This is a genomic window from Streptomyces sp. NPDC079167 (assembly GCF_040686735.1).
GTDB lineage: Bacteria > Actinomycetota > Actinomycetes > Streptomycetales > Streptomycetaceae > Streptomyces.
In genome coordinates this window covers 1-23,730 of sequence record NZ_JBFBLO010000028.1, presented here as the reverse complement: position 1 = coordinate 23,730, position 23,730 = coordinate 1, and the positions used below count along the sequence as shown (strand labels likewise).

Annotated in this window: 22 protein-coding genes and 1 pseudogene; 14 read left to right on the top strand and 9 right to left on the bottom strand. The window is 71.4% G+C overall.

The features are described 5' to 3' along the window. Positions 1-30: 30 nt before the first annotated feature. From AB0P41_RS34570 to AB0P41_RS34555, 4 genes are all read right to left on the bottom strand, one after another. Positions 31-1,335: a pectate lyase gene (locus AB0P41_RS34570; protein ID WP_365936041.1), complete on the bottom strand. Its 1,305-nt coding sequence runs from the start codon at positions 1,333-1,335 to the stop codon at positions 31-33. Positions 1,336-1,584: 249 nt separating this feature from the next. Continuing rightward, positions 1,585-4,026 carry a Tex family protein gene (locus tag AB0P41_RS34565; RefSeq protein WP_365936040.1) on the bottom strand — a complete coding sequence of 814 codons (2,442 nt, stop codon included), beginning with the start codon at positions 4,024-4,026 and terminating at the stop codon, positions 1,585-1,587. A gap of 158 nt (positions 4,027-4,184) precedes the next feature. Further along, the gene (locus AB0P41_RS34560) at positions 4,185-4,316 is read right to left on the bottom strand and encodes an LPFR motif small protein (RefSeq protein WP_356715874.1); all 132 of its coding nucleotides are present in this window, start codon (positions 4,314-4,316) and stop codon (positions 4,185-4,187) included. Between the two features lie 67 nt (positions 4,317-4,383). Beyond that, a complete protein-coding gene (locus AB0P41_RS34555; protein ID WP_365936039.1) occupies positions 4,384-5,247 on the bottom strand; it encodes a hypothetical protein in 864 nt (287 codons plus the stop codon). Between the two features lie 123 nt (positions 5,248-5,370). Here AB0P41_RS34555 and AB0P41_RS34550 point away from each other — a divergent pair, with 123 nt between their 5' ends. Together AB0P41_RS34550 and AB0P41_RS34545 are read left to right on the top strand one after the other, a co-directional pair. Then, positions 5,371-6,327, top strand: a complete 957-nt coding sequence (locus AB0P41_RS34550; protein ID WP_365936038.1) for a GlxA family transcriptional regulator — start codon at positions 5,371-5,373, stop codon at positions 6,325-6,327. 39 nt (positions 6,328-6,366) lie between these two features. Continuing rightward, a complete protein-coding gene (locus AB0P41_RS34545) occupies positions 6,367-7,002 on the top strand; it encodes a DJ-1/PfpI family protein (protein ID WP_365936037.1) in 636 nt (211 codons plus the stop codon). Here the strand turns inward: AB0P41_RS34545 and AB0P41_RS34540 are convergent. Then, positions 6,989-7,789, bottom strand: a complete 801-nt coding sequence (locus AB0P41_RS34540) for an enoyl-CoA hydratase-related protein (protein ID WP_365936036.1) — start codon at positions 7,787-7,789, stop codon at positions 6,989-6,991. The two genes, AB0P41_RS34545 and AB0P41_RS34540, sit on opposite strands and share 14 nt — an antisense overlap. A gap of 265 nt (positions 7,790-8,054) precedes the next feature. Here AB0P41_RS34540 and AB0P41_RS34535 point away from each other — a divergent pair, with 265 nt between their 5' ends. Continuing rightward, entirely contained in the window at positions 8,055-8,510 is a 456-nt protein-coding gene (locus tag AB0P41_RS34535; RefSeq protein WP_356715966.1) for an ATP-binding protein, read from the top strand. 24 nt (positions 8,511-8,534) lie between these two features. Here AB0P41_RS34535 and idi read toward each other — a convergent pair whose 3' ends face one another. From idi to galE, 3 genes are all read right to left on the bottom strand, one after another. Next, positions 8,535-9,128 (bottom strand): isopentenyl-diphosphate Delta-isomerase, encoded by a 594-nt coding sequence (gene idi, locus AB0P41_RS34530; protein WP_356715865.1) that lies wholly within the window; start codon positions 9,126-9,128, stop codon positions 8,535-8,537. Between the two features lie 195 nt (positions 9,129-9,323). Then, a complete protein-coding gene (locus AB0P41_RS34525) occupies positions 9,324-10,265 on the bottom strand; it encodes a cation diffusion facilitator family transporter (protein ID WP_365936035.1) in 942 nt (313 codons plus the stop codon). A gap of 173 nt (positions 10,266-10,438) precedes the next feature. Next, on the bottom strand, positions 10,439-11,425 hold the full coding sequence (gene galE / locus AB0P41_RS34520) for a UDP-glucose 4-epimerase GalE (protein ID WP_356715861.1): 987 nt from the start codon (positions 11,423-11,425) through the stop codon (positions 10,439-10,441). Between the two features lie 309 nt (positions 11,426-11,734). On the opposite strand from galE, the gene AB0P41_RS34515 reads away from it, so the two are divergent. The 11 genes from AB0P41_RS34515 (at position 11,735) to AB0P41_RS34465 (ending at position 23,596) form a co-directional block, all read left to right on the top strand. After that, on the top strand, positions 11,735-13,489 hold the full coding sequence (locus AB0P41_RS34515; protein WP_356715859.1) for a DUF5941 domain-containing protein: 1,755 nt from the start codon (positions 11,735-11,737) through the stop codon (positions 13,487-13,489). Further along, entirely contained in the window at positions 13,486-14,223 is a 738-nt protein-coding gene (locus AB0P41_RS34510; RefSeq protein ID WP_356715857.1) for a phosphocholine cytidylyltransferase family protein, read from the top strand. The genes AB0P41_RS34515 and AB0P41_RS34510 overlap by 4 nt, the downstream gene beginning before the upstream one ends. After that, complete coding sequence (locus AB0P41_RS34505; RefSeq protein ID WP_356715855.1) at positions 14,211-15,272, top strand: iron-containing alcohol dehydrogenase family protein; 1,062 nt, start codon at positions 14,211-14,213, stop codon at positions 15,270-15,272. The genes AB0P41_RS34510 and AB0P41_RS34505 overlap by 13 nt, the downstream gene beginning before the upstream one ends. Next, complete coding sequence (locus tag AB0P41_RS34500) at positions 15,250-16,029, top strand: CDP-alcohol phosphatidyltransferase family protein (RefSeq protein WP_356715853.1); 780 nt, start codon at positions 15,250-15,252, stop codon at positions 16,027-16,029. The genes AB0P41_RS34505 and AB0P41_RS34500 overlap by 23 nt, the downstream gene beginning before the upstream one ends. An 8-nt stretch (positions 16,030-16,037) precedes the next feature. Further along, a complete protein-coding gene (locus AB0P41_RS34495; RefSeq protein ID WP_365936034.1) occupies positions 16,038-16,910 on the top strand; it encodes a glycosyltransferase family 2 protein in 873 nt (290 codons plus the stop codon). A gap of 108 nt (positions 16,911-17,018) precedes the next feature. Beyond that, the gene (locus AB0P41_RS34490; RefSeq protein WP_356715850.1) at positions 17,019-17,948 is read left to right on the top strand and encodes an ABC transporter permease; all 930 of its coding nucleotides are present in this window, start codon (positions 17,019-17,021) and stop codon (positions 17,946-17,948) included. Then, a complete protein-coding gene (locus AB0P41_RS34485) occupies positions 17,941-18,726 on the top strand; it encodes an ABC transporter ATP-binding protein (protein ID WP_356715848.1) in 786 nt (261 codons plus the stop codon). Before AB0P41_RS34490 ends, AB0P41_RS34485 begins: the two co-directional genes overlap by 8 nt. 425 nt (positions 18,727-19,151) lie before the next feature. After that, positions 19,152-20,069, top strand: a complete 918-nt coding sequence (gene hpnC, locus AB0P41_RS34480; protein ID WP_356715846.1) for a squalene synthase HpnC — start codon at positions 19,152-19,154, stop codon at positions 20,067-20,069. A 29-nt stretch (positions 20,070-20,098) separates the two neighbouring features. Next, positions 20,099-21,019 (top strand): presqualene diphosphate synthase HpnD, encoded by a 921-nt coding sequence (gene hpnD / locus AB0P41_RS34475; RefSeq protein ID WP_356715844.1) that lies wholly within the window; start codon positions 20,099-20,101, stop codon positions 21,017-21,019. A gap of 88 nt (positions 21,020-21,107) precedes the next feature. Then, positions 21,108-22,496: a hydroxysqualene dehydroxylase HpnE gene (gene hpnE, locus AB0P41_RS34470; RefSeq protein ID WP_365936033.1), complete on the top strand. Its 1,389-nt coding sequence runs from the start codon at positions 21,108-21,110 to the stop codon at positions 22,494-22,496. Beyond that, the gene (locus tag AB0P41_RS34465) at positions 22,493-23,596 is read left to right on the top strand and encodes a polyprenyl synthetase family protein (protein ID WP_356715840.1); all 1,104 of its coding nucleotides are present in this window, start codon (positions 22,493-22,495) and stop codon (positions 23,594-23,596) included. Before hpnE ends, AB0P41_RS34465 begins: the two co-directional genes overlap by 4 nt. Positions 23,597-23,643: 47 nt before the next feature. Here AB0P41_RS34465 and AB0P41_RS34460 read toward each other — a convergent pair. Continuing rightward, a pseudogene (locus AB0P41_RS34460) lies at positions 23,644-23,730 on the bottom strand (ATP-binding protein); the annotation flags it as partial.

The window sequence follows — 23,730 nt, the reverse complement described above, 5'->3', positions numbered from 1 at the left end:
GGGGAGGGACGGGCCCGGCCGGTCCGCGTGTCAGTCGACGTAACTGATCTCGGACGAGGAGTAGATGCAGTTGGTGCCGTCCGCACCCGAGCCGATCTCGCTCGGCTCGCCGCTCGTCGTTCCCTTGTACTTGGTGCAGATCTTCATGTCACGGTCGCCGTCCTCGTAGATCGTGACATCCGAGATCCGGGCCGTGTCGCCGTAGTTCGTGTTGATGCCGACCAGGCTCGTGCCGGGGGCCGTCGCCCAGATGTTCTGGAGCTGGATGTGCCGGGCGTTCTGGGTGGAGCAGTTGCCGCAGGAACGGACCAGCTTGCCGAAGTCGTCGACCTGGAAGTTCTTCACGACCAGGGTGCCGACTCCGTTGTGCTGGAACACCTTGTCCTCGGCCAGCCTCGCGCCGCCGCCGTCGATCGTGCGGACCGTCGAGGAGGAGCCGCCGCGGAAGGTCGCGGCGTCCTCGCCCACGTCCTCCCACCAGACGTTCTTGATCGTGCAGGTGCCCGCGCAGTGCACTCCGTCGGCGGCCGGGGCACCCAGGATGACGTTCTGCAGGGTGGCGCCGTCCGCCAGCTTGATCATCGGCGGCTGGTCCTCGTCCTGACCGCCGCTGCCCAGGTCACCGCTGCCGTACAGCCGCTTCATGCCCCCGTCGTACGTGCCCGAGACCTCGATGGTCGACGAGACGGCCTGGCTGCCGTTGGCGGCCGGCCACGACGGCCGGTCCGTGGGCGGGTCGGTCGGCGGGTCCGTCGGGTCGGTGGGCGGGTCCGTCGGAACGGTGCCCGAGGCGGTGAAGGTCCAGCTCTTGCTCGTCACCGAGTCGCAGGAGTTCTGCTGGACCAGGGCGCCGGACGCCGTCGAGCTGTCCTTCACGTTCAGGCACTTGCCGCCGTTGCTGTTGACGACCCGGTAGGTGTTGCCGCTGACCGCGGTCAGGGTCCAGACCTGGGTGGCCGCACCGCTGCAGTTCTGCTGCTCCACGGCCTTGCCGGCACTCGTGGAGGCGCCCCGCACTCCGGCGCACTTGGCACTGTTCGCCGCGGCCAGGGTGTAGCCGCTGCCCGAGGCGGTGAGCTTCCAGGTCTGTGCGGCGGCGCCGCTGCACGCGCTCTGCGCGAGCTGCGTCCCCGCGGAGGTGCTGGAGCCCGGCACTCCCAGACACAGACCGCTGGCGGCGTTCGCCAGGCTGTACGAGCCTGCGGCGGGAGCTGCCGAGGCGGATCCGGTGGCGAAGAGTGCGGTGAGCCCTGCGGCGAGCAGGGAGACGATGGCGACGAGGGTGGCGGCCGCGCGGCCGCCCCGTCTTCTGACCTGCTGATTCTCTGTATTCACTAGGCATCCCTTTCACCGCCTGCGGTATTCTCCGCAGGCACCTGACGGTGGGTGGTGCGGTGGTTGGCGCAGTGGTGAAGCCGTCTCCGGTTCTGATGCAGAAATCTGCATGATGAACTGAGTTCGCGTACATGAATCGCCGTGACCGTACGTCACTCATCCGTAGCGGTCAATACAGCGGGACGGACGATCAGTAACGGCGACGGGCGGGCAGGAGAAGCTCCTGCCCGCCCGTCGCCGTGGTCCCGCTCAGCGCTTGCGGCCGCCCGAGTCGGAGCCGCCCAGTCCGGCCCGCCGCAGCGCGTCCGCCATCGCGCTGTTGGCCGGCGCGGCCGCCGGACGCGGGGCGCCACCACTCCGGCCGCCACCTCCGCGCCGGTCGCGGCCCTGGCCGCCGGCCTGGCGGGCCCCCTGGCCACCGCCCTGCGCCTGCCGCTGGCGCGGGGGCCGCTCCCCGCCGCCGCCCTGGCCGCCCTTCTCGCGCCGGGGCCCCTGTCCGCCGCTCCGGTCCGCCCCGGCCTCGTCGTCGAGCCGCAGGGTCAGGGAGACGCGCTTGCGCGGGATGTCGACGTCCATGACCTTCACCTTGACGATGTCACCCGGTTTCACGACGTCCCTCGGGTCCTTGACGAACGTCCGCGACATCGCCGACACGTGGACCAGACCGTCCTGGTGGACACCGATGTCCACGAACGCGCCGAACGCCGCGACATTCGTGACGACACCCTCCAGCACCATTCCGGGAGTCAGGTCCCCGAGCTTCTCGACGCCCTCCTTGAAGGTGGCCGTCCGGAAGGCGGGCCGGGGATCCCGGCCCGGCTTCTCCAGCTCCTTCAGGATGTCCGTGACCGTCGGCAGACCGAACTTCTCGTCCACGAAGTCGTCCGGCCGCAACGACCGGAGAACCTCGGTGCTGCCGATCAGCGAGGCCACGTCACCGCCCGTCCGCTTCACCATCGTCCGCACCACGGGGTACGCCTCGGGATGCACGCTCGACGCGTCCAGCGGGTCGTCCCCGCCCCGGATCCGCAGGAAGCCCGCGCACTGCTCGTACGCCTTCGGGCCCAGCCGTGCCACGTCCTTGAGCGCCCGGCGGGAGCGGAACGGGCCGTTGGTGTCCCGGTGGGCCACGATGTTCTCCGCCAGCCCGGAGCCGATGCCCGACACCCGCGAAAGCAGCGGTGCGGACGCCGTGTTGACGTCGACGCCGACGCCGTTCACACAGTCCTCGACCACGGCGTCCAGGGAGCGCGACAGCTTCACCTCGGACAGGTCGTGCTGGTACTGGCCGACGCCGATCGACTTCGGGTCGATCTTCACCAGCTCGGCCAGCGGGTCCTGGAGCCGGCGCGCGATGGAGACCGCTCCGCGCAACGACACGTCCATGTGCGGGAGTTCCTGCGAGGCGAAGGCCGACGCCGAGTACACGGAGGCGCCCGCCTCCGAGACCATCACCTTGGTGAGGCCCAGCTCCGGGTGCCTGTCGCAGAGCTCACCCGCGAGCTTGTCGGTCTCGCGGGAAGCGGTGCCGTTCCCGATCGCGATCAGGTCGACCTGGTGTTCCCTGGCCAGCCGCTCCAGTGTGGCGAGCGACTGGTCCCACTTGTTCGCGGGCACATGCGGGTGGATGACATCCGTCGCGACGACCTTGCCGGTCGCGTCCACGACGGCGACCTTCACACCCGTACGGAATCCGGGGTCGAGCCCCAGCGTCGCCCGGGTGCCGGCCGGGGCGGCGAGCAGCAGATCACGCAGGTTCGACGCGAAGACGCGCACGGCCTCGTCCTCCGCTGCGGTGCGCAGCCGCAGCCGCAGGTCGATCCCCAGGTGCACGAGGATCCGGGTCCGCCAGGCCCAGCGGACCGTGTCGCCCAGCCATTTGTCCCCCGGCCGGCCGCGGTCCGCGACCCCGAACCGGCGGGCGATCATGTTCTCGTACGAGGAGGGGCCGGGCTGCTCCGACGGCTCCTCCGGCTCCAGGACCAGGTCGAGGACGTCCTCCTTCTCACCCCGGAGCATCGCGAGGACGCGGTGCGAGGGAAGCGCCGTGAAGGGCTCGGCGAAGTCGAAGTAGTCGGCGAACTTCGCGCCCGCCTCCTCCTTGCCGTCCCGCACCTTCGCGAGGACCCTGCCGCGCGACCACATGCGCTCACGCAGTTCGCCGGTCAGATCGGCGTCCTCCGAGAAGCGCTCGGCCAGGACCGCCCGGGCACCCTCCAGCGCCGCAGCCGGATCCGCCACGCCCTTCCCGGGGTCGACGAACGCCGCGGCGGCGACGAGCGGATCCACGGACGGGTCGCCGAGCAGCCCGTCGGCCAGGGGCTCCAGGCCGGCCTCGCGCGCGATCTGCGCCTTCGTCCGGCGCTTCGGCTTGAACGGCAGGTAGATGTCCTCCAGCCGCGCCTTGGTGTCGGCCGCCCGGATCCGCGCCTCCAGGGTGGCGTCGAGCTTGCCCTGCTCACGGACGGACTCGAGGACCGCCGTGCGGCGGTCCTCGAGTTCTCGCAGATACCTCAGCCTCTCCTCGAGCGTGCGCAGTTGCGCATCGTCGAGCATCTCGGTCGCTTCCTTGCGGTAGCGCGCGATGAACGGCACGGTCGACCCGCCGTCGAGCAAGTCGACGGCCGCCTTCACCTGACGCTCACGTACGCCGAGCTCCTCGGCGATCCTGCCTTCGATGGACGTCGTCACGGTTTTCCCGACTCGCCTTCTCGTACTGGCTGTGCTGGCTGTGCCACTGGGGTGGTCCACACCCGGTGGGCCCCTTCGCCTGCATTGTGCCGGGTGGCCGGGGGCCGTGTCGCGTGACCTGCTCGGACACGGCCCCGACGTCGTGCCGGAGGGTTCGGTCAGGCGCGCCGGGTCCTGCCGCTGCGCGACGCGCCGCCGAAGAGGCTCGCCAGGAGCCGGAAGGGCAGAGTCACCACGGTGGCAATGGCCGAGCCGACGGTACTCAGAGCGTTTGCGATCGCACGGAACACGGTGTGCCTCCTTCGTAGGGTGTGTCCTGCGCCTGGCCGGTTCTCCGCGTCGTAAACGTGTGCGGGCTCAGCCCTTGCCGACCAGATCGTCCGGGAACGCGCCCGCCGAGGCGGCGGCGAACAGGAATCCCCGGCCCAGCTCGGTGAGCCTCTCCACGCCGTCGGCGCCCAGGTGCTCGTACGGCGCGGCGTCCATCCGGTCCGTCGCCTCCTCCAGATCCGCCCTGAGCGCGGTGCCCGCCTCGGTCAGCTCGCCCGCCGCGTCCAGGACACCCCGGCCGCGCAGCCGCTCCACCGCCGCGTCCCAGTCGGTACGCCGCCACCCACGGGTGGCGAGGATCCAGCGCGGCGCCATGCCCCTGCCGGTGGCGGTGTGGCTCACCAGGGCCTCGACGGGGTCGAGACCGGCCGCCAGGAGGGCGGCCAGGTGCCCGTCGCCGCGGTGCTCGCGCAGCAGCGTCGCCGCGTGCCAGTAGGCCAGGTGCGGCTGTTCCGGCACCTCCAGATCCGCGTGCGCGGCGTACAGGGGCCGGGCGTGGCGGGTGCATGCCTCGGCGGCCGTCAGGGCCAGGCGGGCCGCCTCCGCCATCCCGGGGGACGCGAGGGTCTCCTCGCCGAGCACCCGGCGCAGGGTCGAGTCGGCGGCCCGCAGACGGGCGTCCAGTGCCGCCCGGGGGGTGATGTCCGACCAGACGGCAGGCAGATGGCGGGCCACCAGCTCGTGGTTGAAGTTGTAGAAGGTCGCGGTGACCGCACCCGCTCCCGCCGCACCCAGGGCCGCGCCGCGCGCGGCGAAGTAGACCCGGCTCTCGTCGTCGACGCCGAGCTCCCCGAACTCCTTGCCGAGGTCGGGGGAGAAGTAGACACAGGAGTGCAGCGGATTGAGCGCGTTGTGGCAGCGGCGTCCGGCACGTGGCGGAAGAGTACTCATGCCCGCACGTTACCGACTGGTCGGTACGCGGTACAGGGCCGGAGCGGCCGTGAGGCACTCATGGCAGGAAAGGTGGGAAACTCGTCATTGCGGCCATCGGTCCGTCCGCCCAGGATGAAGGGCATGCAGCAGCGATCCGTACTCGTCGTCCTCTTCGAGGGCGTCCAGAGCCTCGATGTGAGCGGCCCGATGGAGGTCTTCGCGGGTGCTTCCCGCTTCCCCGGCGTCGCCTATGACCTGCGGACCGCCTCGCTCGACGGAGCGCCGGTCCGCTGCTCCAGCGGCCTCACGCTGGTCCCCGACGGCAGGCTCGCGGACGCCCCGGCGCCTGATCTGCTCCTCGTGCCGGGAGGCGCGGGCACGAGGACACCTGCCCCCGAGCTGGTCGACTGGATCCGCACCCACGGCCCCCGGGCGCGGCAGCTGGTGTCGGTGTGCACCGGCGCGCTCCTCCTCGCCGAGGCCGGCCAGCTCGACGGTCACCGGGTGACCACCCACTGGTCCGTCTGCGAGGCGCTCGCCAGGGCGTACCCGGCGGTGCGCGTGGACCCCGACCCGATCTTCGTACGCGACGGACGGCTGGCGACCTCCGCCGGCGTCACCGCCGGCATCGACCTCGCGCTCGCCCTGGTCGAGGAGGAACACGGACGGGACGTGGCGCTCACCGTCGCCCGCCATCTCGTGGTCTTCCTCCGGCGCCCCGGCAACCAGGCGCAGTTCAGCGCCCAGCTCACCGCACAGACCGCCGTACGTGAACCCCTCCGCGAGCTCCAGCACTGGATCTCCGAGCACCCGGACGCCGACCTCTCGGTGGAGGCACTCGCGGAACGCGCGCGGCTCTCGCCCCGCCACTTCGCCCGCGCCTTCCAGGCCGAGACAGGTCTCACCCCCGGCCGGTACGTCGAGCGCGTACGCCTCGAACAGGCCCGTCGCCTGCTGGAGGACACGACCGACGGCGTCACCGGGATCTCCCGGGCCAGCGGTTACGGCACCCCGGAAGCGATGCGGCGCGCCTTCGTCAAGGCCCTCGGGACCGCGCCCGCCGAATACCGGCGCCGCTTCCGTTCCCAGCCCGCCTGAAAAGCCCCGGCCACCACAGCACCGACGGAAGGAACACCCGTGCAGATCGCCATCGTCCTCTTCGACCGCTTCACCGCACTCGACGCGGTGGGCCCGTACGAGATGCTCAGCCGGGCCCCTGGCGCCGAGCCCGTCTTCGTCGCCGAGCGGCCAGGACCCGTGCGCAACGACAGCGGCAGCCTCTCGCTCGTCGCCGACCGGGCTCTCGCCGACGTGCCCGCCCCCGACGTGGTGCTCGTGCCGGGAGGACCCGGCCAGAGCGACCAGATGGAGAACGGGACGCTGCTCGGCTGGCTCCGGACGGCGGACGCCACCAGCACCTGGACGACCTCTGTCTGCACGGGCTCCCTGCTGCTCGCCGCCGCCGGGCTGCTCACCGGCCGGCGCGCCACCTCGCACTGGCTGGCCCTCGACGTCCTGAAGGTTTTCGGGGCCGAGCCGACGGACGAGCGGGTGGTGACCGACGGGAAGTACGTCACCGCCGCCGGTGTCTCCTCCGGCATCGACATGGGTCTGACCCTGCTCGGCAGGATCGCGGGTGACGACCACGCCCGGACCGTCCAGCTGCTGACCGAGTACGACCCCCAGCCGCCCTACGACTGCGGTTCGCCGGCGAAGGCTCCGGCGGCCATGGTCGAGGAGTGGCGGGCGAAGAGCCGCTTCATCCGGGAGTAGGCGCGGCCCCGGCATCCGCCGTCGTCCAGGTGAAGCGGGGGGTGCGGCGCTCCAGGAAGGCGGCGACCCCCTCGGCGGTGTCGCCGCTGCCGCGTGCCTGCCGCGCCCAGTGCGCGTCCCGGTCCTCGCGGCCGTCGGCGAACTCCTTCGCCGCGGCCTGGGTCAGCTGCGAACGCGACGCGATGACCCGCGCGAACGCGGAGACGCGGGCCGCCAGCCCGCCCTCCGGCAGGACCTCGTCCACCAGCCCCGTGCGCAGCGCCCGCTCCGTCCCGATCAGCTCCCCGGAGAACAGCAGGAACTTCGCGGTGGCCGGGCCGACCAGCGCGACCAGCCGGCGCGTGGACGACGAGGGATAGACGATCCCGAGCTTGGCCGGGGTGACGCCGAAGGAAGCGCCCTCCTCGGCGAACCGCAGGTCGCAGGCGGCCGCCAGCTGGCTGCCGCCGCCCACGCAGTACCCGCGTACGGCGGCCAGCGTGGGCCGCGGGAAGGCCGCCAGGGCCTCCTCCGCCCGGACGGCCAGCGACTGCGGCCGCCCGCCGGGGTCCTGGAGGGAGGCGATGTCCGCGCCCGCGCAGAAGGTGTCACCGGCGCCGGTGAGCACGAGGACCCGCACGCCGGGGTCGGCGGCCAGCCCCTCCAGCAGCACGGGCAGCGTCTGCCACATGTCCGCGCTCATGGCGTTGCGCTTGGCGGGGTTGCTGATGACGACGGTGGCGACGCCGTCCACGACCGAGTGCTCCAGTCGCGGCTCCGTCCGAACCGCCTGCTCCCTGAGGTCCATGTGCCGGATGTTATCCGTGCGGCCCCGACCGGTGAACCGGCCGCTCCCGGCGACGGCGGGCGACGGGGCGTCAGTCCGGTGACGGACCGGATGATGCCCGAAGAGGGCGAGAAGCAGTCCAATCACCTGACGCTGTCATACTCACCCGGTCAAATTGCTCCCAGAAATGACCACTTGTGGTCAGTGCCGCAGTCCGGACCACACTCTTCCCGACACTCATTACTCGATGGTCAGTGACATGCGAATCGAGAGCGGGTGGCGGTCCATGGAGAGCCGTGGGAGTGTTCCGGCCCATCCCGTGTCGTACGAGGGGGTGTGGCGCTTCACAGCCCCCGCCGTCGACGTCTCGGTACCACAGGCGCGGCACGCCGTCCGGGACCTGCTCGACCGGCAGGGCGTGCCCGTCGGGGACGACATCCTCCAGGGGCTGCTGCTGATCGTGTCCGAACTGGTCACCAACGCGGTCCGGCACGCGGCACTGCTCTCGCCCGAGCTGGCCGTCGAGGTCGCCATCGGCGCGGAATGGATCCGGGTCTCCGTCGAGGACAACCACCCCTACCGTCCCACGGCGCTGGTCACCGACTACGCGCAGACCGGCGGCCGCGGACTGCTCCTGGTCCGTGAGATCACCGCCGAGGCGGGTGGCACCTGCGACGTGGAGCACACCGCGGGGGGCGGCAAGATCATCTGGGCGGCGCTGCCCCTGAAGACGCAGCTCTGACCGCCCCCGGCAGCGCGAGCGGCCTCACCAGCCCGCGGACCGTCCCGTCAGCTCCCTGACCGCGGGCCGCGCGGCATCCAGCACGGTCATGAACCACGCCGAGAACGGCGCGGCGGCGTGCCGCTCCGCGAGCTCACCGGCGGTCACGAAGGCCGTCTCACCGACCTCCTCCTCGTCCGGCCGCAGCCGCTCCTGCACCAGGCCGACGAAGAGGTGGTTGAACTCCTGCTCGACCAGGCCGGACGCCGGATCGGGATGGTTGTAGCGGACCGTGCCCGCCGCGGCGAGCAGCGAGGGCGAGACCCCCAGCTCCTCGTACGTACGCCGGGCGGCAGCCGCGAACGGTGCCTCGCCCGGGTACGGGTGGCCGCAGCAGGTGTTCGACCACACTCCGGGGGAGTGGTACTTGCCGAGCGCCCGGCGCTGCAGCAGCAACCGCCCCTGCTCGTCGAAGAGGAAGACGGAGAACGCCCGGTGGAGCTGGCCGGGGGCCTGGTGCGCGGCGAGCTTCTCCGCGGTGCCGATGGTGGTGCCGTTCTCGTCGACCAGTTCGAGCATGATCGCGTCTGCTGTGCCGTTCGACGAGCTGTTCGCCGCGGTTGCTGGTGTGGTCGGCATACCCATCCTTCGCTTTGGTTCCCCGCCTCGTGCGCCGGGCCCCTCGAGTGCGGTCAAGTCTGCCGTACAAAAGCCGCTTGTCCGCACTTCGGGTGCTGGCATGTCCGTCCTGCCGCGCAGGAGGGGCGCAACAGGACGGACCCGGCGTCAGGCCGAGCCGGGGACCCTTGGGCAGGAGGGCGCCGGCCGCGGCCCTCAGTGGCAGAGCCGCGCTTCGTGCTCCTGGTGCCCGCTGGGCTCCAGCTGGAAGGTGCAGTGTTCGACGTCGAAGTGGCTGCCGAGGCAGCTCTGGAGGTCGTGCAGGAGCTTCTCGTGCCCGATCGAGTCCAGCATCTCCTGGTGCACCACCACGTGGGCGGAGAGGACGGGCATGCCCGAGGTGATCGTCCAGGCGTGCAGGTCGTGGACGTCCAGCACACCGGGGAGGGCCGTGATGTGGGCGCGCACCTCGTCCATGTCGACCCCCTTGGGCGCGAACTCCAGCAGTACGTCGAGCGTCTCCCTCAGCAGCTTCACCGTACGGGGGACGATCATCAGGCCGATCAGCAGCGAGGCGATGGGGTCGGCGGCCTGCCAGCCGGTGGCCATGATGATGCCTGCCGCCACCAGCACCGTCACAGAGCCGAGCGTGTCGGCGACGACCTCCAGATAGGCCCCCCGCACGTTGAGGCTGTCCCGCTGCCCGCGCATCAGCAGGGACAGGGAGACGACGTTGGCGACCAGACCGACGGCGGCGAACGCGATGGCCAGGCCGCCCCGGGTCTCGGCCGGGGTGATGAAGCGCTCGACCGCCTCGAAGACCAGATAGCCGCCGACGCCCAGCAGCAGCAGACAGTTGGCCAGCGCGGCCAGGATCTCGGCTCGGGCGAAACCGAAGGTGCGATTGGGACCCGCGGGCCTGTTGGCGAAGTGGATGGCCAGCAGGGCCATGCCCAGTCCCACCGCGTCGGTGGCCATATGGGCCGCGTCCGCGATCAGGGCGAGAGAGTCCGCCAGCAGCCCGCCGACGATCTCCATGACCATGACGCCGAGCGTGATGCCCAGGGCGACCCGGAGGCGGCCCCGGTACGCGGCGGCGGCCGTCCCCGTGGGGGGCGGCCCTCCGTGCGTGTGCCCGTGATCGTGGCCAGCCCCCATGTGAACGCCTCCGTACAGCCGTCGTGCCCCTCGGACACGTCTGACGCGCCTCGCCGATGCGGCCAGTGAACTACGGGGGCGGGGTAAGGGGCAACACGGCACTGAACACCGTTGTCATGTGCTCTGACCTGCGAAAACGATCGCAGGTCAGCGTGTCGCCGGGGCCCTGCCCCTCACCGCGCTGCGCGGGCCTCGGGGTGCTGGAGGCACCAGCCCTCCCAGGCCGACTCCACCATCTCGCGGACGTCCCGGCGGGCCGTCCAGCCCAGCTCCTCGGTCATCCTGGCCGCGGACGCGACCGCCCGGGCCGCGTCCCCGGGCCTGCGCGGCTCGACCACCGGCTCCGTGCGCAGGCCGGTGACCTCGCCCACCAGCTCGGCGAGCCGGCGCACGGACACGCCCTCGCCCCGGCCGATGTTCACCGTGAGGTCACCGCCGTCCGAGGTCGTGGCCAGGTGCCTGGCGACCGCGAGGTGCGCCTCCGCCAGATCGGCGACATGGACGTAGTCGCGTACGCAGGTGCCGTCCGGCGTCGGATAGTCGTCACCGAAGACCCGCGGCGCCTCGCCCCGCGTCAGCCGGTCGAAGAACATCGGTACGACGTTGTAGACCCCCGTGTCGGACAGCCCGGGCTCGGCCGACCCCGCCACGTTGAAGTAGCGCAGGCAGGCCGTCGAGACGCCGTGGGCCCGCCCCGTCGCGCGCACCAGCCACTCCCCGGCGAGCTTGGTCTCGCCGTACGGATTGATCGGTGCGCACGGAGTCTCCTCCGTGATGAGATCCACGTCCGGGACGCCGTACACCGCCGCGGACGAGGAGAGGAGGAAGCGCGGCACCCCCGCCGCGACCACGGCCTCCAGCAGTACCCCGAGCCCGGCCACGTTCTCCCGGTAGTAGAGCAGTGGCTTCTCGACGGACTCGCCGACCTGCTTCTTCGCCGCGAGATGCAGCACACCCGTGACCGCGTGTTCCGCCAGGACCCTGTCGAGGAGCCCGCGGTCCGAGGCCGAGCCGCGCACCAGCACGACGTCCGCGGGCAGCCGCGCCTCGATGCCCGTCGAGAGGTCGTCGAGCACGACGACCTCTTCCCCGGCCCGCGTCATGGCCTTCACCACATGTGCCCCGATGTAACCGGCTCCGCCAGTGATCAACCACGTCATGCACGTCAGCTTATGCGTTCGCCCGACGCGGTTTGTGGGGCGAGGCCTTGATCGACGATGATGATCGCGAACGGCGCCGCATGATGGCCGATTCGGCCGAACGGAGCACGAACGGGCGGTGAACTCGGTCTTCCGTTCATCCGATAGCCTCAGCCGACGCGCCACCGGCCCACCTCCGGGCCGCAGGTGTCCGCGCGCCGTTCCCGTTTCAGTGCCAAGGAGTGAGTTCGTCTGTCGACCGCCATCCTCACCGGTGCGCCGGTACCCGGATCGTCGCTCGAGGACGATCTGCGGTCACTCGGCTTCGACGTGACTGCCGCAGCCGACGCCTCCGAGGCCGCCGACCTGCTCGCAGCAGTCCCCGCGAGCAGGCGCGTCGCGCTCGTGGACCCCCGTTTCGTCGGCCATGTCCACGCGCTCAGGCTCGGACTCACCGACCCCCGCTTCGCCGCCGCGTCGATCCCCGGAGCGCTCACCGCGCAGCCCGAGGCCCGCCCGGCGCTGCTCCGCGCGCTGCAGCGGGCCGTGGCCGCCGTCGGCGCGGGAAGCCCCGTCGCGCCTCCCGGCCTCGAACCCGTCGCCGAGGACCGCACCGTGCCCGGCCGGCTGGCCGTCGCGCTGGACGCGGAGGGCACCGCGGTGCAGCGCCCCGAGCTCGGTTCCCTCACCGCCGCCGTGCCCACCGGGCCCGAGGAGCGTGGCGCCGCGCAGGCCGCCGTCTCCGCCGTCGACGACGAAGCCGTTCGGCTGCGCAGCGCGGTCAAGGCCCACGACGGCTTCTTCACCACGTTCTTCATCAGCCCGTACTCCCGTTACATCGCCCGCTGGTGCGCCCGCCGGGGCCTCACCCCGAACCAGGTCACCACCGCCTCGCTGATCACCGCGCTCATCGCGGCCGGCAGCGCGGCGACCGGCACCCGCGGCGGCTATGTCGCGGCCGGGATACTCCTGCTCTTCTCCTTCGTCCTGGACTGCACCGACGGGCAGCTCGCCCGCTACTCGCTCCAGTACTCGACGATGGGTGCCTGGCTGGACGCCACCTTCGACCGGGCCAAGGAGTACGCGTACTACGCGGGGCTCGCCCTCGGCGCCGCCCGGGGCGGCGACGACGTATGGGTCCTCGCGCTCGGCGCGATGGTGCTCCAGGCCTGCCGCCATGTCGTCGACTTCTCGTTCAACGAGGCCAACCACGACGCGGTCTCCAACACCAGCCCCACCGCCGCGCTCTCCGACAAGCTCGACAGCGTCGGCTGGACGGTCTGGCTGCGCCGGATGATAGTGCTGCCCATCGGCGAACGCTGGGCCATGATCGCCGTGCTCACCGCCGTGACCACACCCCGGATCGTCTTCTACGCCCTGCTCATCGGCTGCGCCCTGGCCGCCTGCTACACCACGGCGGGCCGGCTGCTGCGCTCGCTGACCCGTAAGGCCCGGCGCACCGACCGCGCCGCCCGCGCCCTGGCCGAGCTGGCCGACTCCGGTCCGGTCGCCCAGGCCGTCGCCGCCGTGCTCCGGCGCCCGGGCGGCGGCTTCACGGCCCCGCTCCTGGCGTTCGCCGGGGCGCTGGTCATGGTCGCCGCGGCACTGTTCGCCCCCTACGGCGGCTGGCTGACCGTGGGCGCCGCCGCGGTGTACGCGGCCCTCTCGGGACTGGCCGTCTCCAGGCCGCTCAAGGGCGCGCTCGACTGGCTCGTCCCCCCGCTCTTCCGGGCCGCCGAATACTGCACGATCCTGGTGCTGGCCGCCCGCAGTGACGTACCGCACGCCGTTCCTGCGGCATTCGGCCTGGTTTCGGCCGTCGCCTACCATCACTACGACACGGTGTACCGCATCCGGGGCGGCACCGGAGCGCCGCCCCAGTGGCTGGTGCGCACCATCGGCGGGCACGAGGGCCGGACCCTGGTCGTGGCCGTACTCGCCGCCGTACTGACCTCCGGTTCAGGTTTCACCACGGCGCTGACCGCGCTCGCGGCCGCCGTGGCTCTGGTGGTGCTCGTGGAGTCCATCCGCTTCTGGGTGTCGTCCTCGGCCCCCGCCGTACACGACGAAGGAGAACTCGCATGATCGGCCTCGTACTGGCTGCAGGTGCCGGACGCCGTCTGCGTCCCTACACGGACACGCTGCCCAAGGCCCTGGTCCCGGTGGACGGCGAGAAGACGGTCCTGGACCTGACACTGGCCAACTTCGCCGAGGTCGGACTCACCGAGGTCGCGGTCGTCGTCGGCTACCGCAAGGAGGCGGTCTACGCCCGCAAGGCCGAGTTCGAGGCGAAGTACGGCGTGACGCTGACCCTCATCGACAACGACAAGGCCGAGGAGTGGAACAACGCCTACTCCCTCTGGTGCGCGCGTGAGGTCCTGAAGCAGGGCGTCATCCTCGCCAACGGCGACACCGTGCACCCGGTCTCCGTCGAGAAGACCCTCCTGGACGCACGCGGCAAGGGCCAGAAGATCATCCTCGCCCTCGACACGGTGAAGACCCTCGCCGACGAGGAGATGAAGGTCATCACCGAGGACGGCAAGGGCGTCAGCCGGATCACCAAGCTGATGGACCCGGCCACCGCGACCGGCGAGTACATCGGCGTGACGCTGATCGAGCCCGAGGCGGCCGAGGAGCTCGCCGACGCGCTGAGGACCACCTTCGAGCGCGACCCCGACCTCTACTACGAGGACGGCTACCAGGAGCTCGTGAACCGCGGTTTCACCGTCGACGTCGCGCCCATCGGCGAGGTGACCTGGGTGGAGATCGACAACCACGACGATCTCGCCAGGGGCAGGGAGATCGCGTGCCGGTACTGACCCGCCTCATCCCGTCCCCGGTCGTCGTCGACATCAGGCGCGGCGCGATGGACGATCTGGCCGGTCTCCTCGCCGACCAGCGGATCTCCGCCTCGGGCAAGCTCGCCATCGCGATCAGCGGAGGCTCCGGGCGCGCCCTGCGCGAGAGGCTCGCCCCGGTGCTGCCGGGCGCCGACTGGTACCCCGTCGCCGACGGCACGATCGACTCCGCGGTGCGGCTGGCCGACGGCATCAAGGGCAACCGCTACGACGCCGTGGTCGGCCTCGGCGGCGGAAAGATCATCGACGTGGCGAAGTACGCCGCGGCGCGCGTGGGCATGCCCATGGTCGCCGTCGCGACGAACCTCTCCCACGACGGGCTCTGCTCCCCGGTCGCCACCCTGGACAACGACAACGGACGGGGCTCCTACGGGGTCCCCACCCCGATCGCCGTCGTCATCGACCTCGACGTGATCCGCGAGGCGCCCGCGCGCTACGTGCGCTCCGGCATCGGCGACGCGGTCTCCAACATCTCGTGCGTCGCCGACTGGGAGCTCGCCCACGAGGTGCGCGGCGAGGACATCGACGGCCTCGCGGCCGCCATGGCCCGCCAGGCGGGCGAGGCGGTCCTGCGCCACCCCGGCGGGGTCGGCGACGACGCCTTCCTCAAGGTGCTGGCCGAAGGGCTCGTCCTGACCGGCATCTCGATGTCGATCGCGGGGGACTCGCGTCCCGCCTCGGGCGGATGCCACGAGATCAACCACGCCTTCGACCTGCTGTACCCGAAGCGCGCGGCCAGCCACGGCGAGCAGGTCGGCCTCGGCGCCTGCTTCGCGATGCACCTGCGGGGCGCGCACGAGGAGTCGCTGCTCATGGCGTCCGTACTGCGGCGCCACGGGCTGCCGGTGCTGCCCGACGAGATCGGCTTCACCCCCGAAGAATTCGTGCGGGCCGTGGACTACGCCCCGCAGACGCGCCCGGGACGCTTCACGATCCTGGAGCACCTCAACTTTTCCACCGACCAGATCAGGGACGCGTACGCCGACTATGCAAAAGCCATCCATAGCTGAACTCCGTCCGGTCGTGCACCCTCCGGGCGTGAAGGACCGGCGCAGTGGTGAGCACTGGGCGGGTCGGCTCTACATGCGCGAGATCTCGCTGCGCATCACCCGGCGCCTGGTGACCACCAAGGTCACGCCCAACCAGCTGACCTACGTGATGACCGTCGCCGGCGTGCTCGCGGCGCCCGCCCTGCTGGTCCCGGGTATCCCCGGGGCCCTGCTCGGCGTGGTCGCGGTCCAGCTCTACCTGCTGTTCGACTGTGTCGACGGCGAGGTGGCCCGCTGGAAGAAGCAGTACTCGCTGGGCGGGGTCTACCTGGACCGGGTGGCCGCCTATCTGTGCGACGCGGCGGTGCTGGTCGGCTTCGGTCTGCGCGCCGCCGATCTGTGGGGCCCCGGGCGCATCGACTGGCTGTGGGCCTTCCTGGGCACCCTCGCCGCGCTGGGCGCCATCCTGATCAAGGCGGAGACCGACCTCGTCGGCGTCGCCCGTCACCAGGGCGGGCTGCCGCCCGTCAAGGAAGCCGCTTCCGAGCCGCGCTCCTCCGGTATGGCGTTCGCCCGACGGGCCGCCGGCGCGCTCAAGTTCCACCGGCTGATCCTCGGCATCGAGGCGTCCTTCGTGATCCTCGTGGTGGCCGTGCTCGATGTGGTCAGGGACGACCTCTTCTTCAGCCGCCTCGCGGTCGCGGTCATGGCCGGCATCGCCCTTCTCCAGACCGTCCTGCACCTGGTGTCGATCCTGGCGTCCAGCAGGCTGAAGTGAGCTCACCCATGAAACTCGGCGCGGTCATCATCACCATGGGCAACCGCCCCGACGAACTGCGCGCCCTTCTCGATTCGGTCGCCAAGCAGGACGGCGACCGGATCGAGGTGGTCGTCGTCGGCAACGGCGCCCCGGTACCCGACGTCCCCCCGGGCGTACGGACCGTCGAGCTGCCCGAGAATCTGGGGATCCCCGGCGGCCGCAACGTCGGCATCGAGGCCTTCGGCCCGTCCGGAGCCGATGTGGACGCCCTGCTCTTCCTCGACGACGACGGGCATCTGCCGAACACCGACACCGCCGAGCTCTGCCGCCAGGCGTTCGAGGCGGACCCGAAGCTCGGAATCGTCACCTTCCGCATCGCGGACCCCGAGACCGGCGTCACCCAGCGACGGCACGTGCCGAGGCTGCGGGCCTCGGACCCGATGCGCTCCTCCCGCGTGACGACGTTCCTCGGCGGCGCGAACGCGGTGCGGAGCCAGGTGATCGCCGAGGCAGGCCCCCTCCCCGCCGAGTTCTTCTACGCGCACGAGGAGACCGACCTCGCGTGGCGGGCCCTGGACGCCGGCTGGATGATCGAGTACCGCTCGGACATGGTGCTCAACCACCCCACGACCGCTCCCTCGCGGCACGCGGTCTACCACCGCATGGTGGCCCGCAACCGCGTCTGGCTCGCCCGCCGCAACCTGCCCGCACCGCTGGTCCCCCTCTACGTCGGGGTCTGGCTGCTCCTCACGCTGGTCCGCAGGCCCTCCCTGCCCGCCCTCAAAGCATGGTTCGGGGGCTTCCGGGAAGGCTGGACCAAGCCCTGCGGGCCCCGGCGCCCCATGAGGTGGCGTACGGTATGGCGGCTGACCAGGCTGGGCCGGCCACCGGTGATCTGAGAGGCTCTCCTCTGAGACCATGAACCGTATTCATCCAGTACGGGGAACCTGTCCGCCTAGGCCGCGCCCGCGACCGGCTGCGCATTGTGAAGACGAGAGTTCTTAACTGTGAGTGACACGACCCATGACGGCGGGATTGCGCTGAGCAGCCCGCCGTCCGCCGACGAGGGACTGAGCGCGTCCCAGCTGGCCGACAAGTACGGCTTGACGGTAAGCGGCGCCCGGCCAGGGCTGTTCGCGTACATCCGGCAGCTCTGGGGCCGTCGGCATTTCATCCTGGCGTTCTCGAGGGCGAAGCTGACCGCGCAGTACAGCCAGGCCAAGCTCGGCCAGCTGTGGCAGGTCGCCACGCCGCTGCTGAACGCCCTGGTCTACTTCCTGATCTTCGGGCTGATCCTGGGCACCCGGAAGGGGATGACCCAGGAGGTCTTCATCCCGTTCCTGGTGACCGGTGTCTTCGTCTTCACCTTCACCCAGAGCTCGGTCATGGCGGGGGTGCGCTCCATCTCCGGCAACCTCGGCCTGGTCAGGGCGCTGCACTTCCCCCGGGCGTCGCTGCCCGTCTCCTTCTCCCTCCAGCAGCTCCAGCAGCTGCTGTACTCGATGATCGTGCTGATCGCCGTGGCGGTGGGCTTCGGCAGCTACCCGGCGCTCTCCTGGCTGCTCGTCGTCCCGGCGCTGGCCATGCAGTTCCTCTTCAACACCGGCCTGGCGCTCGTCATGGCACGGCTGGGCAGCAAGACACCTGACCTCGCCCAGCTGATGCCGTTCGTGATGCGTACCTGGATGTACGCCTCGGGCGTCATGTTCTCGATTCCCGTGATGCTGGCGGACAAGCCGCAGTGGATCGCCGACGTACTGCAGTACAACCCGGCGGCCATTTACATGGACCTCGTCCGCTTCGCCCTGATCGACGGCTACGGCTCGGAGAACCTGCCGCAGCACGTCTGGGCCGTCGGGCTCGCCTGGGCGCTCGTGGTGGGCGTCGTGGGCTTCGTGTACTTCTGGAAGGCAGAGGAACGGTACGGCCGTGGCTGAGGAAAAGTCCCAGGGACACATCCCCACCGTGATCGCGGACGACGTGCACATCGTGTACAGGGTCAACGGCACCGGTGGCGGCAAGGGAAGCGCCACCGCGGCGCTGAGCCGGATCATGCGCCGTGGCAAGGGCGAACCGCGCGGTGTGCGCAAGGTGCACGCGGTGCGGGGCGTCTCCTTCACCGCCTACCGAGGCCAGGCCATCGGACTTATCGGAACCAACGGTTCCGGCAAGTCCACCCTGCTGCGGGCCATCGCCGGCCTGCTGCCGACGGAGCACGGCAAGGTGTACACCGACGGCCAGCCGTCGCTGCTCGGTGTCAACGCGGCCCTGATGAGCGATCTGACCGGTGAGCGCAACGTCGTGCTCGGCGGCCTCGCCATGGGCATGAGCCGCGAGGAGATCCGCGCGCGGTACGAGGACATCGTGGACTTCTCCGGCATCAACGAGAAGGGCGACTTCATCACGCTGCCCATGCGGACGTACTCGTCCGGCATGGCGGCCAGGCTGCGCTTCTCCATCGCGGCCGCGAAGAACCACGACGTCCTCATGATCGACGAGGCCCTGGCCACCGGCGACCGGAAGTTCCGGGTCCGCTCCGAGGAGCGGATCCGCGAGCTGCGCAAGGAGGCCGGCACCGTCTTCCTGGTCAGCCACAACAACAAGACCATCAGGGACACCTGTGACCGGGTCCTGTGGCTGGAGAAGGGCGAGCTCCTGATGGACGGCCCCACCGAAGAGGTGCTGAAGGCCTACGAGCGGGAGACGGGCAAGTAGGCCCGTCGCGTCGTGCGGCCCCCGCCGGAGCGCAGCGGCGGGGGCCGTACGGTGTGCGGGCCCGCGCGGGCGGACCAGCGGGGGCGGTAGGCGCCCCGGATGGATCTCCTCCCGGCGGATGACGTCAAGTGCTCTGGATCCGGGGAAAGTTGACGGCGGCCGATGCGTGGCACGAAGGCGTGCTGCACCCCGGCGCGGTCCTGTGAGCCGTACAACGTAAGCTGTAACGGTGCTGATTCGCGGCTATGTGGGGTGATACGCCCCCGCGCATCGCCCGTTGTGTGCGTGTCGCACTCGGCCGGACGAGCGGCGTGTCCGAAAAGGGATGTTTTGGGTCAGCAGTGTAGAACGGGAGATATGACGGCAATGATGGAAAATCTCCAGCTCCGACGTGGTTTCGCCGTCCCCGCGTCAGGCGGTACGCAGTGACCCGTACCCAGCAGGCGCGCGCCGACGCCGCCACCGCCACGCTCGACAAGGCCGCCGACGAGAACTTCCCCGTGGCCCCCTTCTTCCTGCCCCGCGCATGGCGCGACGACCTGATGGCCGTCTACGGATTCGCCCGCCTCGTCGACGACATCGGTGACGGCGACCTGGCTCCCGGCGGCGCCGACGCCCGCCACCTCGGCCTCGAACCCGGACAGGCCGAGGACCGCCTCGCCGCTCTGGACGCGCTCGAAGCCGATCTGTACCGCGTCTTCCGGTCCACGGGCGACGGCCCGCACCACCCCCTGATGCGCGCCCTGCGCCCCACCGTGCGGCGCCGCGCGCTCACCCCCGAACCCTTCCTCGGGCTCGTCGAGGCCAACCGGCAGGACCAGAAGGTCCGCCGCTACGGGACCTACGAGGACCTGCTGGCCTACTGCGAGCTCTCCGCCAACCCCGTCGGCCGCCTCGTCCTGCAGATCACCGGCACCGCGAGCCCCGAGCGGATCCGCCGCTCCGACGCCGTCTGCACCGCGCTGCAGATCGCCGAGCACCTCCAGGACGTCGCCGAGGACCTCGGACGCGACCGGATCTATCTGCCCGCCGAGGACATGGCCCGCTTCCACGTCGGCGAACGGGACCTGGCGGCACCGTCCGCGGGCGCGGCTGTGCGCGCGCTGATCGCGTTCGAGGCGGAGCGCGCCCGTGACCTGCTGGACGAGGGGATCCCCCTGGTGGGCAGCGTCCACGGCCGGCTCAGGCTGCTGCTCGCCGGATTCGTCGGCGGAGGACGGGCCGCCCTCGGCGCGGTCACCGCCGCCGGCTTCGACGTACTGCCCGGACCGCCCAGACCCACCGCGCCCAGACTGCTGCGCGAAGTGGGAGACGTCCTGCGAAGAGCGCACAGAGAGGGGTGAGCCGGACCGTGGAGGGACAGACGACGTACATGTCGGCACCGGTACAGGCCGCATACAGCTACTGCGAGGCCGTGACCGGACAGCAGGCCCGCAACTTCGCGTACGGCATCCGACTGCTGCCGTACGAGAAGCGGCAGGCCATGTCGGCGTTGTACGCCTTCTCCCGTCGGGTCGACGACATCGGCGACGGCGAACTGGACGCGGAGACGAAGCGCACCCGGCTGGAGGACACCCGGGGACTGCTCGTCCGGATCCGGGACAACGCGGTCGACGAGGACGACACCGACCCGGTCGCGGTCGCCCTGGCCGACGCCGCGCACCGGTTCCCGCTGCCGCTCGGCGGTCTCGACGAGCTCATCGACGGCGTACTGATGGACGTGCGCGGGGCGACCTACGAGACCTGGGACGACCTCAAGGCGTACTGCCGGTGCGTCGCGGGTGCCATCGGGCGGCTCAGCCTGGGCGTCTTCGGGGCGGAAGCGGGCGCGCCCGGTGCCGAACGGGCCTCGGAGTACGCCGACACCCTCGGCCTCGCGCTCCAGCTCACCAACATCCTGCGCGACGTCCGCGAGGACGCGGGCAACGGGCGTACGTACCTCCCCGCCGACGACCTCGCGAAATTCGGCTGTTCCGCCGGATTCCACCGGGCCACCCCGCCCCCCGGGTCCGACTTCGCCGGCCTGGTGCACTTCGAGGTCCGGCGCGCCCGGGCGCTCTTCGCCGAGGGCTACCGGCTGCTGCCCATGCTGGACCGGCGCAGCGGCGCCTGTGTGGCCGCCATGGCCGGCATCTACCGCCGGCTCCTCGACCGGATCGAACGCGATCCCGAGGCGGTCCTGCGCGGCAGGGTCTCGCTGCCCGGACATGAGAAGGCGTACGTTGCGGTGCGCGGCCTGTCGGGTCTCGACGCGCGTTACATCTCACGCCGGACGGCGAGGGGGAGGGTCTGATGACGGGTCCGGTCCGGGTCCGGGGACGGGCAACCCCGAGGCGTCGCGGTGCGTCCCTGTCTGCGACGACACGGCGAAGGGAGCAGGCATGACCGGCCGGAACCCCCGGTCCTCCCGGGCAGTGGTCGTCGGCGGCGGACTCGCGGGCGTCACCTCGGCGCTGCGTCTCGCCGACGCGGGGCTTGACGTGACCCTGCTCGAAGGCCGGCCCAGGCTCGGCGGTCTCGCCTTCTCCTTCCGGCGCGGCGACCTGTCCGTCGACAACGGCCAGCACGTCTACCTCCGCTGCTGCACGGGCTACCGCTGGTTCCTGGACCGGATCGAAGGAGCCCACCTCGCCCCGCTGCAGGACCGCCTCGACGTGCCCGTACTCGACGTGGGCCGGCCCGCCGGACCGCGCCTGGGCCGGTTGCGCCGCACCGGACTGCCCGTGCCGCTGCACCTCGCCGGCGGGCTCGCCGCCTATCCGCACCTCTCGCTCGCAGAGAAGGCGGGCGTCGCCCGAGCCGCCCTGGCGCTGGGCCGGCTCGACCCCGCCGACCCCGCGCTCGACGGCATCGACTTCGCCACGTGGCTCCGCCGCCAGGGACAGTCGAGCCGCGCCATCGAGGCCCTCTGGGACCTCGTCGGCGTCGCCACGCTCAACGCCACCGCGCCGAACGCCTCCATGGCGCTGGCCGCCATGGTCTTCAAGACGGGGCTCCTCTCCGAGCCGGGCGCCGCCGACATCGGCTGGGCGGCCGTGCCGCTCGGGGACCTCCACGACACCCTCGCCCGCAAGGCGCTCGAGTCGGCGGGCGTCGAGATCCGCGTACGCACCCGGGCCGGCTCCCTCACCCGTGCCGAGGACGGCCGCTGGGCCGTCGGGACCGACGGCGAACTGTTCGAGGCGGACACCGTCGTCCTCGCCGTGCCGCAGGGGGAGACCCACCGGCTGCTGCCCGACGGCGCGCTCGACGACCCCGGCCGGCTGCTCGGCCTCACCGACGCACCGATCCTCAACGTGCACGTCGTCTACGACCGCAAGGTACTGCGCAGACCGTTCTTCGCCGCGCTCGGCTCACCCGTGCAGTGGGTCTTCGACCGCACGGCGTCCTCGGGACTCCAGGGCGCGGGACAGTACCTCGCGGTGTCCCAGTCCGCGGCGCAGGACGAGATCGACCTGCCCGTCGCCGAACTGCGCAAGCGTTACCTGCCCGAGCTCGAACGGCTCCTCCCGGCGGCGCGAGGAGCCGGGATCCGCGACTTCTTCGTCACCCGGGAACGCACCGCCACCTTCGCACCCACGCCGGGCGTGGGCCGCCTGCGGCCCGGCACGCACACCCGCGTACCCGGGCTGCACCTGGCGGGAGCATGGACCGCCACCGGCTGGCCCGCCACGATGGAGGGTGCCGTCCGCAGTGGCTTCAGTGCCGCGGACGCCGCGCTCCAGGCCCTCGGCCGGCCACACGAACATCCGCTGCAGGAGGCGGCATGAGCAGTACCACCGGAACAAGAGGAGAGTCTGTGACCCCGGCGAATCCGGCTTACGACACCGTGGCGGACACCACGGACGTCACCGCGCTTCTGGAGCGCGGAAGGGCCCTGTCAGCGCCGGTGCTGCGAGCTGCCGTGGACCGGCTGGCGCCGCCCATGGACACCGTCGCGGCCTATCACTTCGGCTGGATCGATGCCCAGGGCAGGCCGGCCGACGGTGACGGCGGCAAGGCCGTGCGTCCCGCACTGGCCCTGCTGTCCGCGGAAGCGGCGGGCGCCCCGGCAGAGGCCGGCGTTCCCGGAGCCGTAGCTGTCGAACTCGTGCACAACTTCTCGCTGCTGCACGACGACCTGATGGACGGCGACGAGCAGCGCCGGCACCGTGACACCGTGTGGAAGGTGCACGGCCCCGCCCAGGCGATCCTCGTCGGCGACGCGCTCTTCGCGCTGGCCAACGAGATCCTGCTGGAGCTCGGCACCGTCGACGCCGGCCGGGCCGCCCGCCGGCTGACCACGGCCAGCCGCAAGCTGATCGACGGTCAGGCCCAGGACATCTCCTACGAGCACCGCGAGCGGGTTACCGTCGAGGAGTGCCTGGAGATGGAGGGCAACAAGACGGGCGCCCTGCTCGCCTGCGCCGTCTCCATCGGCGCCGTGCTCGGCGGAGCCGACGACCGCACGGCCGACGTCCTGGAGGCGTACGGCTACCACCTCGGCCTCGCCTTCCAGGCGGTCGACGACCTGCTCGGGATCTGGGGCGACCCGGAGTCCACGGGCAAGCAGACGTGGAGCGATCTGCGCCAGCGCAAGAAGTCACTGCCCGTCGTGGCCGCGCTCGCCGCGGGCGGACCCGCCTCGGAACGCCTGGGCGAGCTGCTCGCCGCCGACGCGAAGAGCAACGACTTCGACAGCTTCTCCGAAGAGGAGTTCGCCGCCCGTGCGGCACTCATCGAGGAGGCGGGCGGCCGTGAGTGGACCGCCCAGGAAGCCCGCCGTCAGCACGCGGTAGCCATCGAGGCGCTGCACGGCGTCGACATGCCGGAACGAGTGCGGGCGCAGCTCACCGAGCTCGCCGACTTCGTGGTCGTACGAAAGAGATGATGACCATCCAGATATGACTCGCAGTCGCCGGCGGGCGCCCCACGGGGCCGCACCCACGCCTGCGTGCCGCAGTCGTGGACGACGACGGGTCCGCCCGACCGCAGCGCCCGCCACAGCCCGGTGTAGTGCGCGGC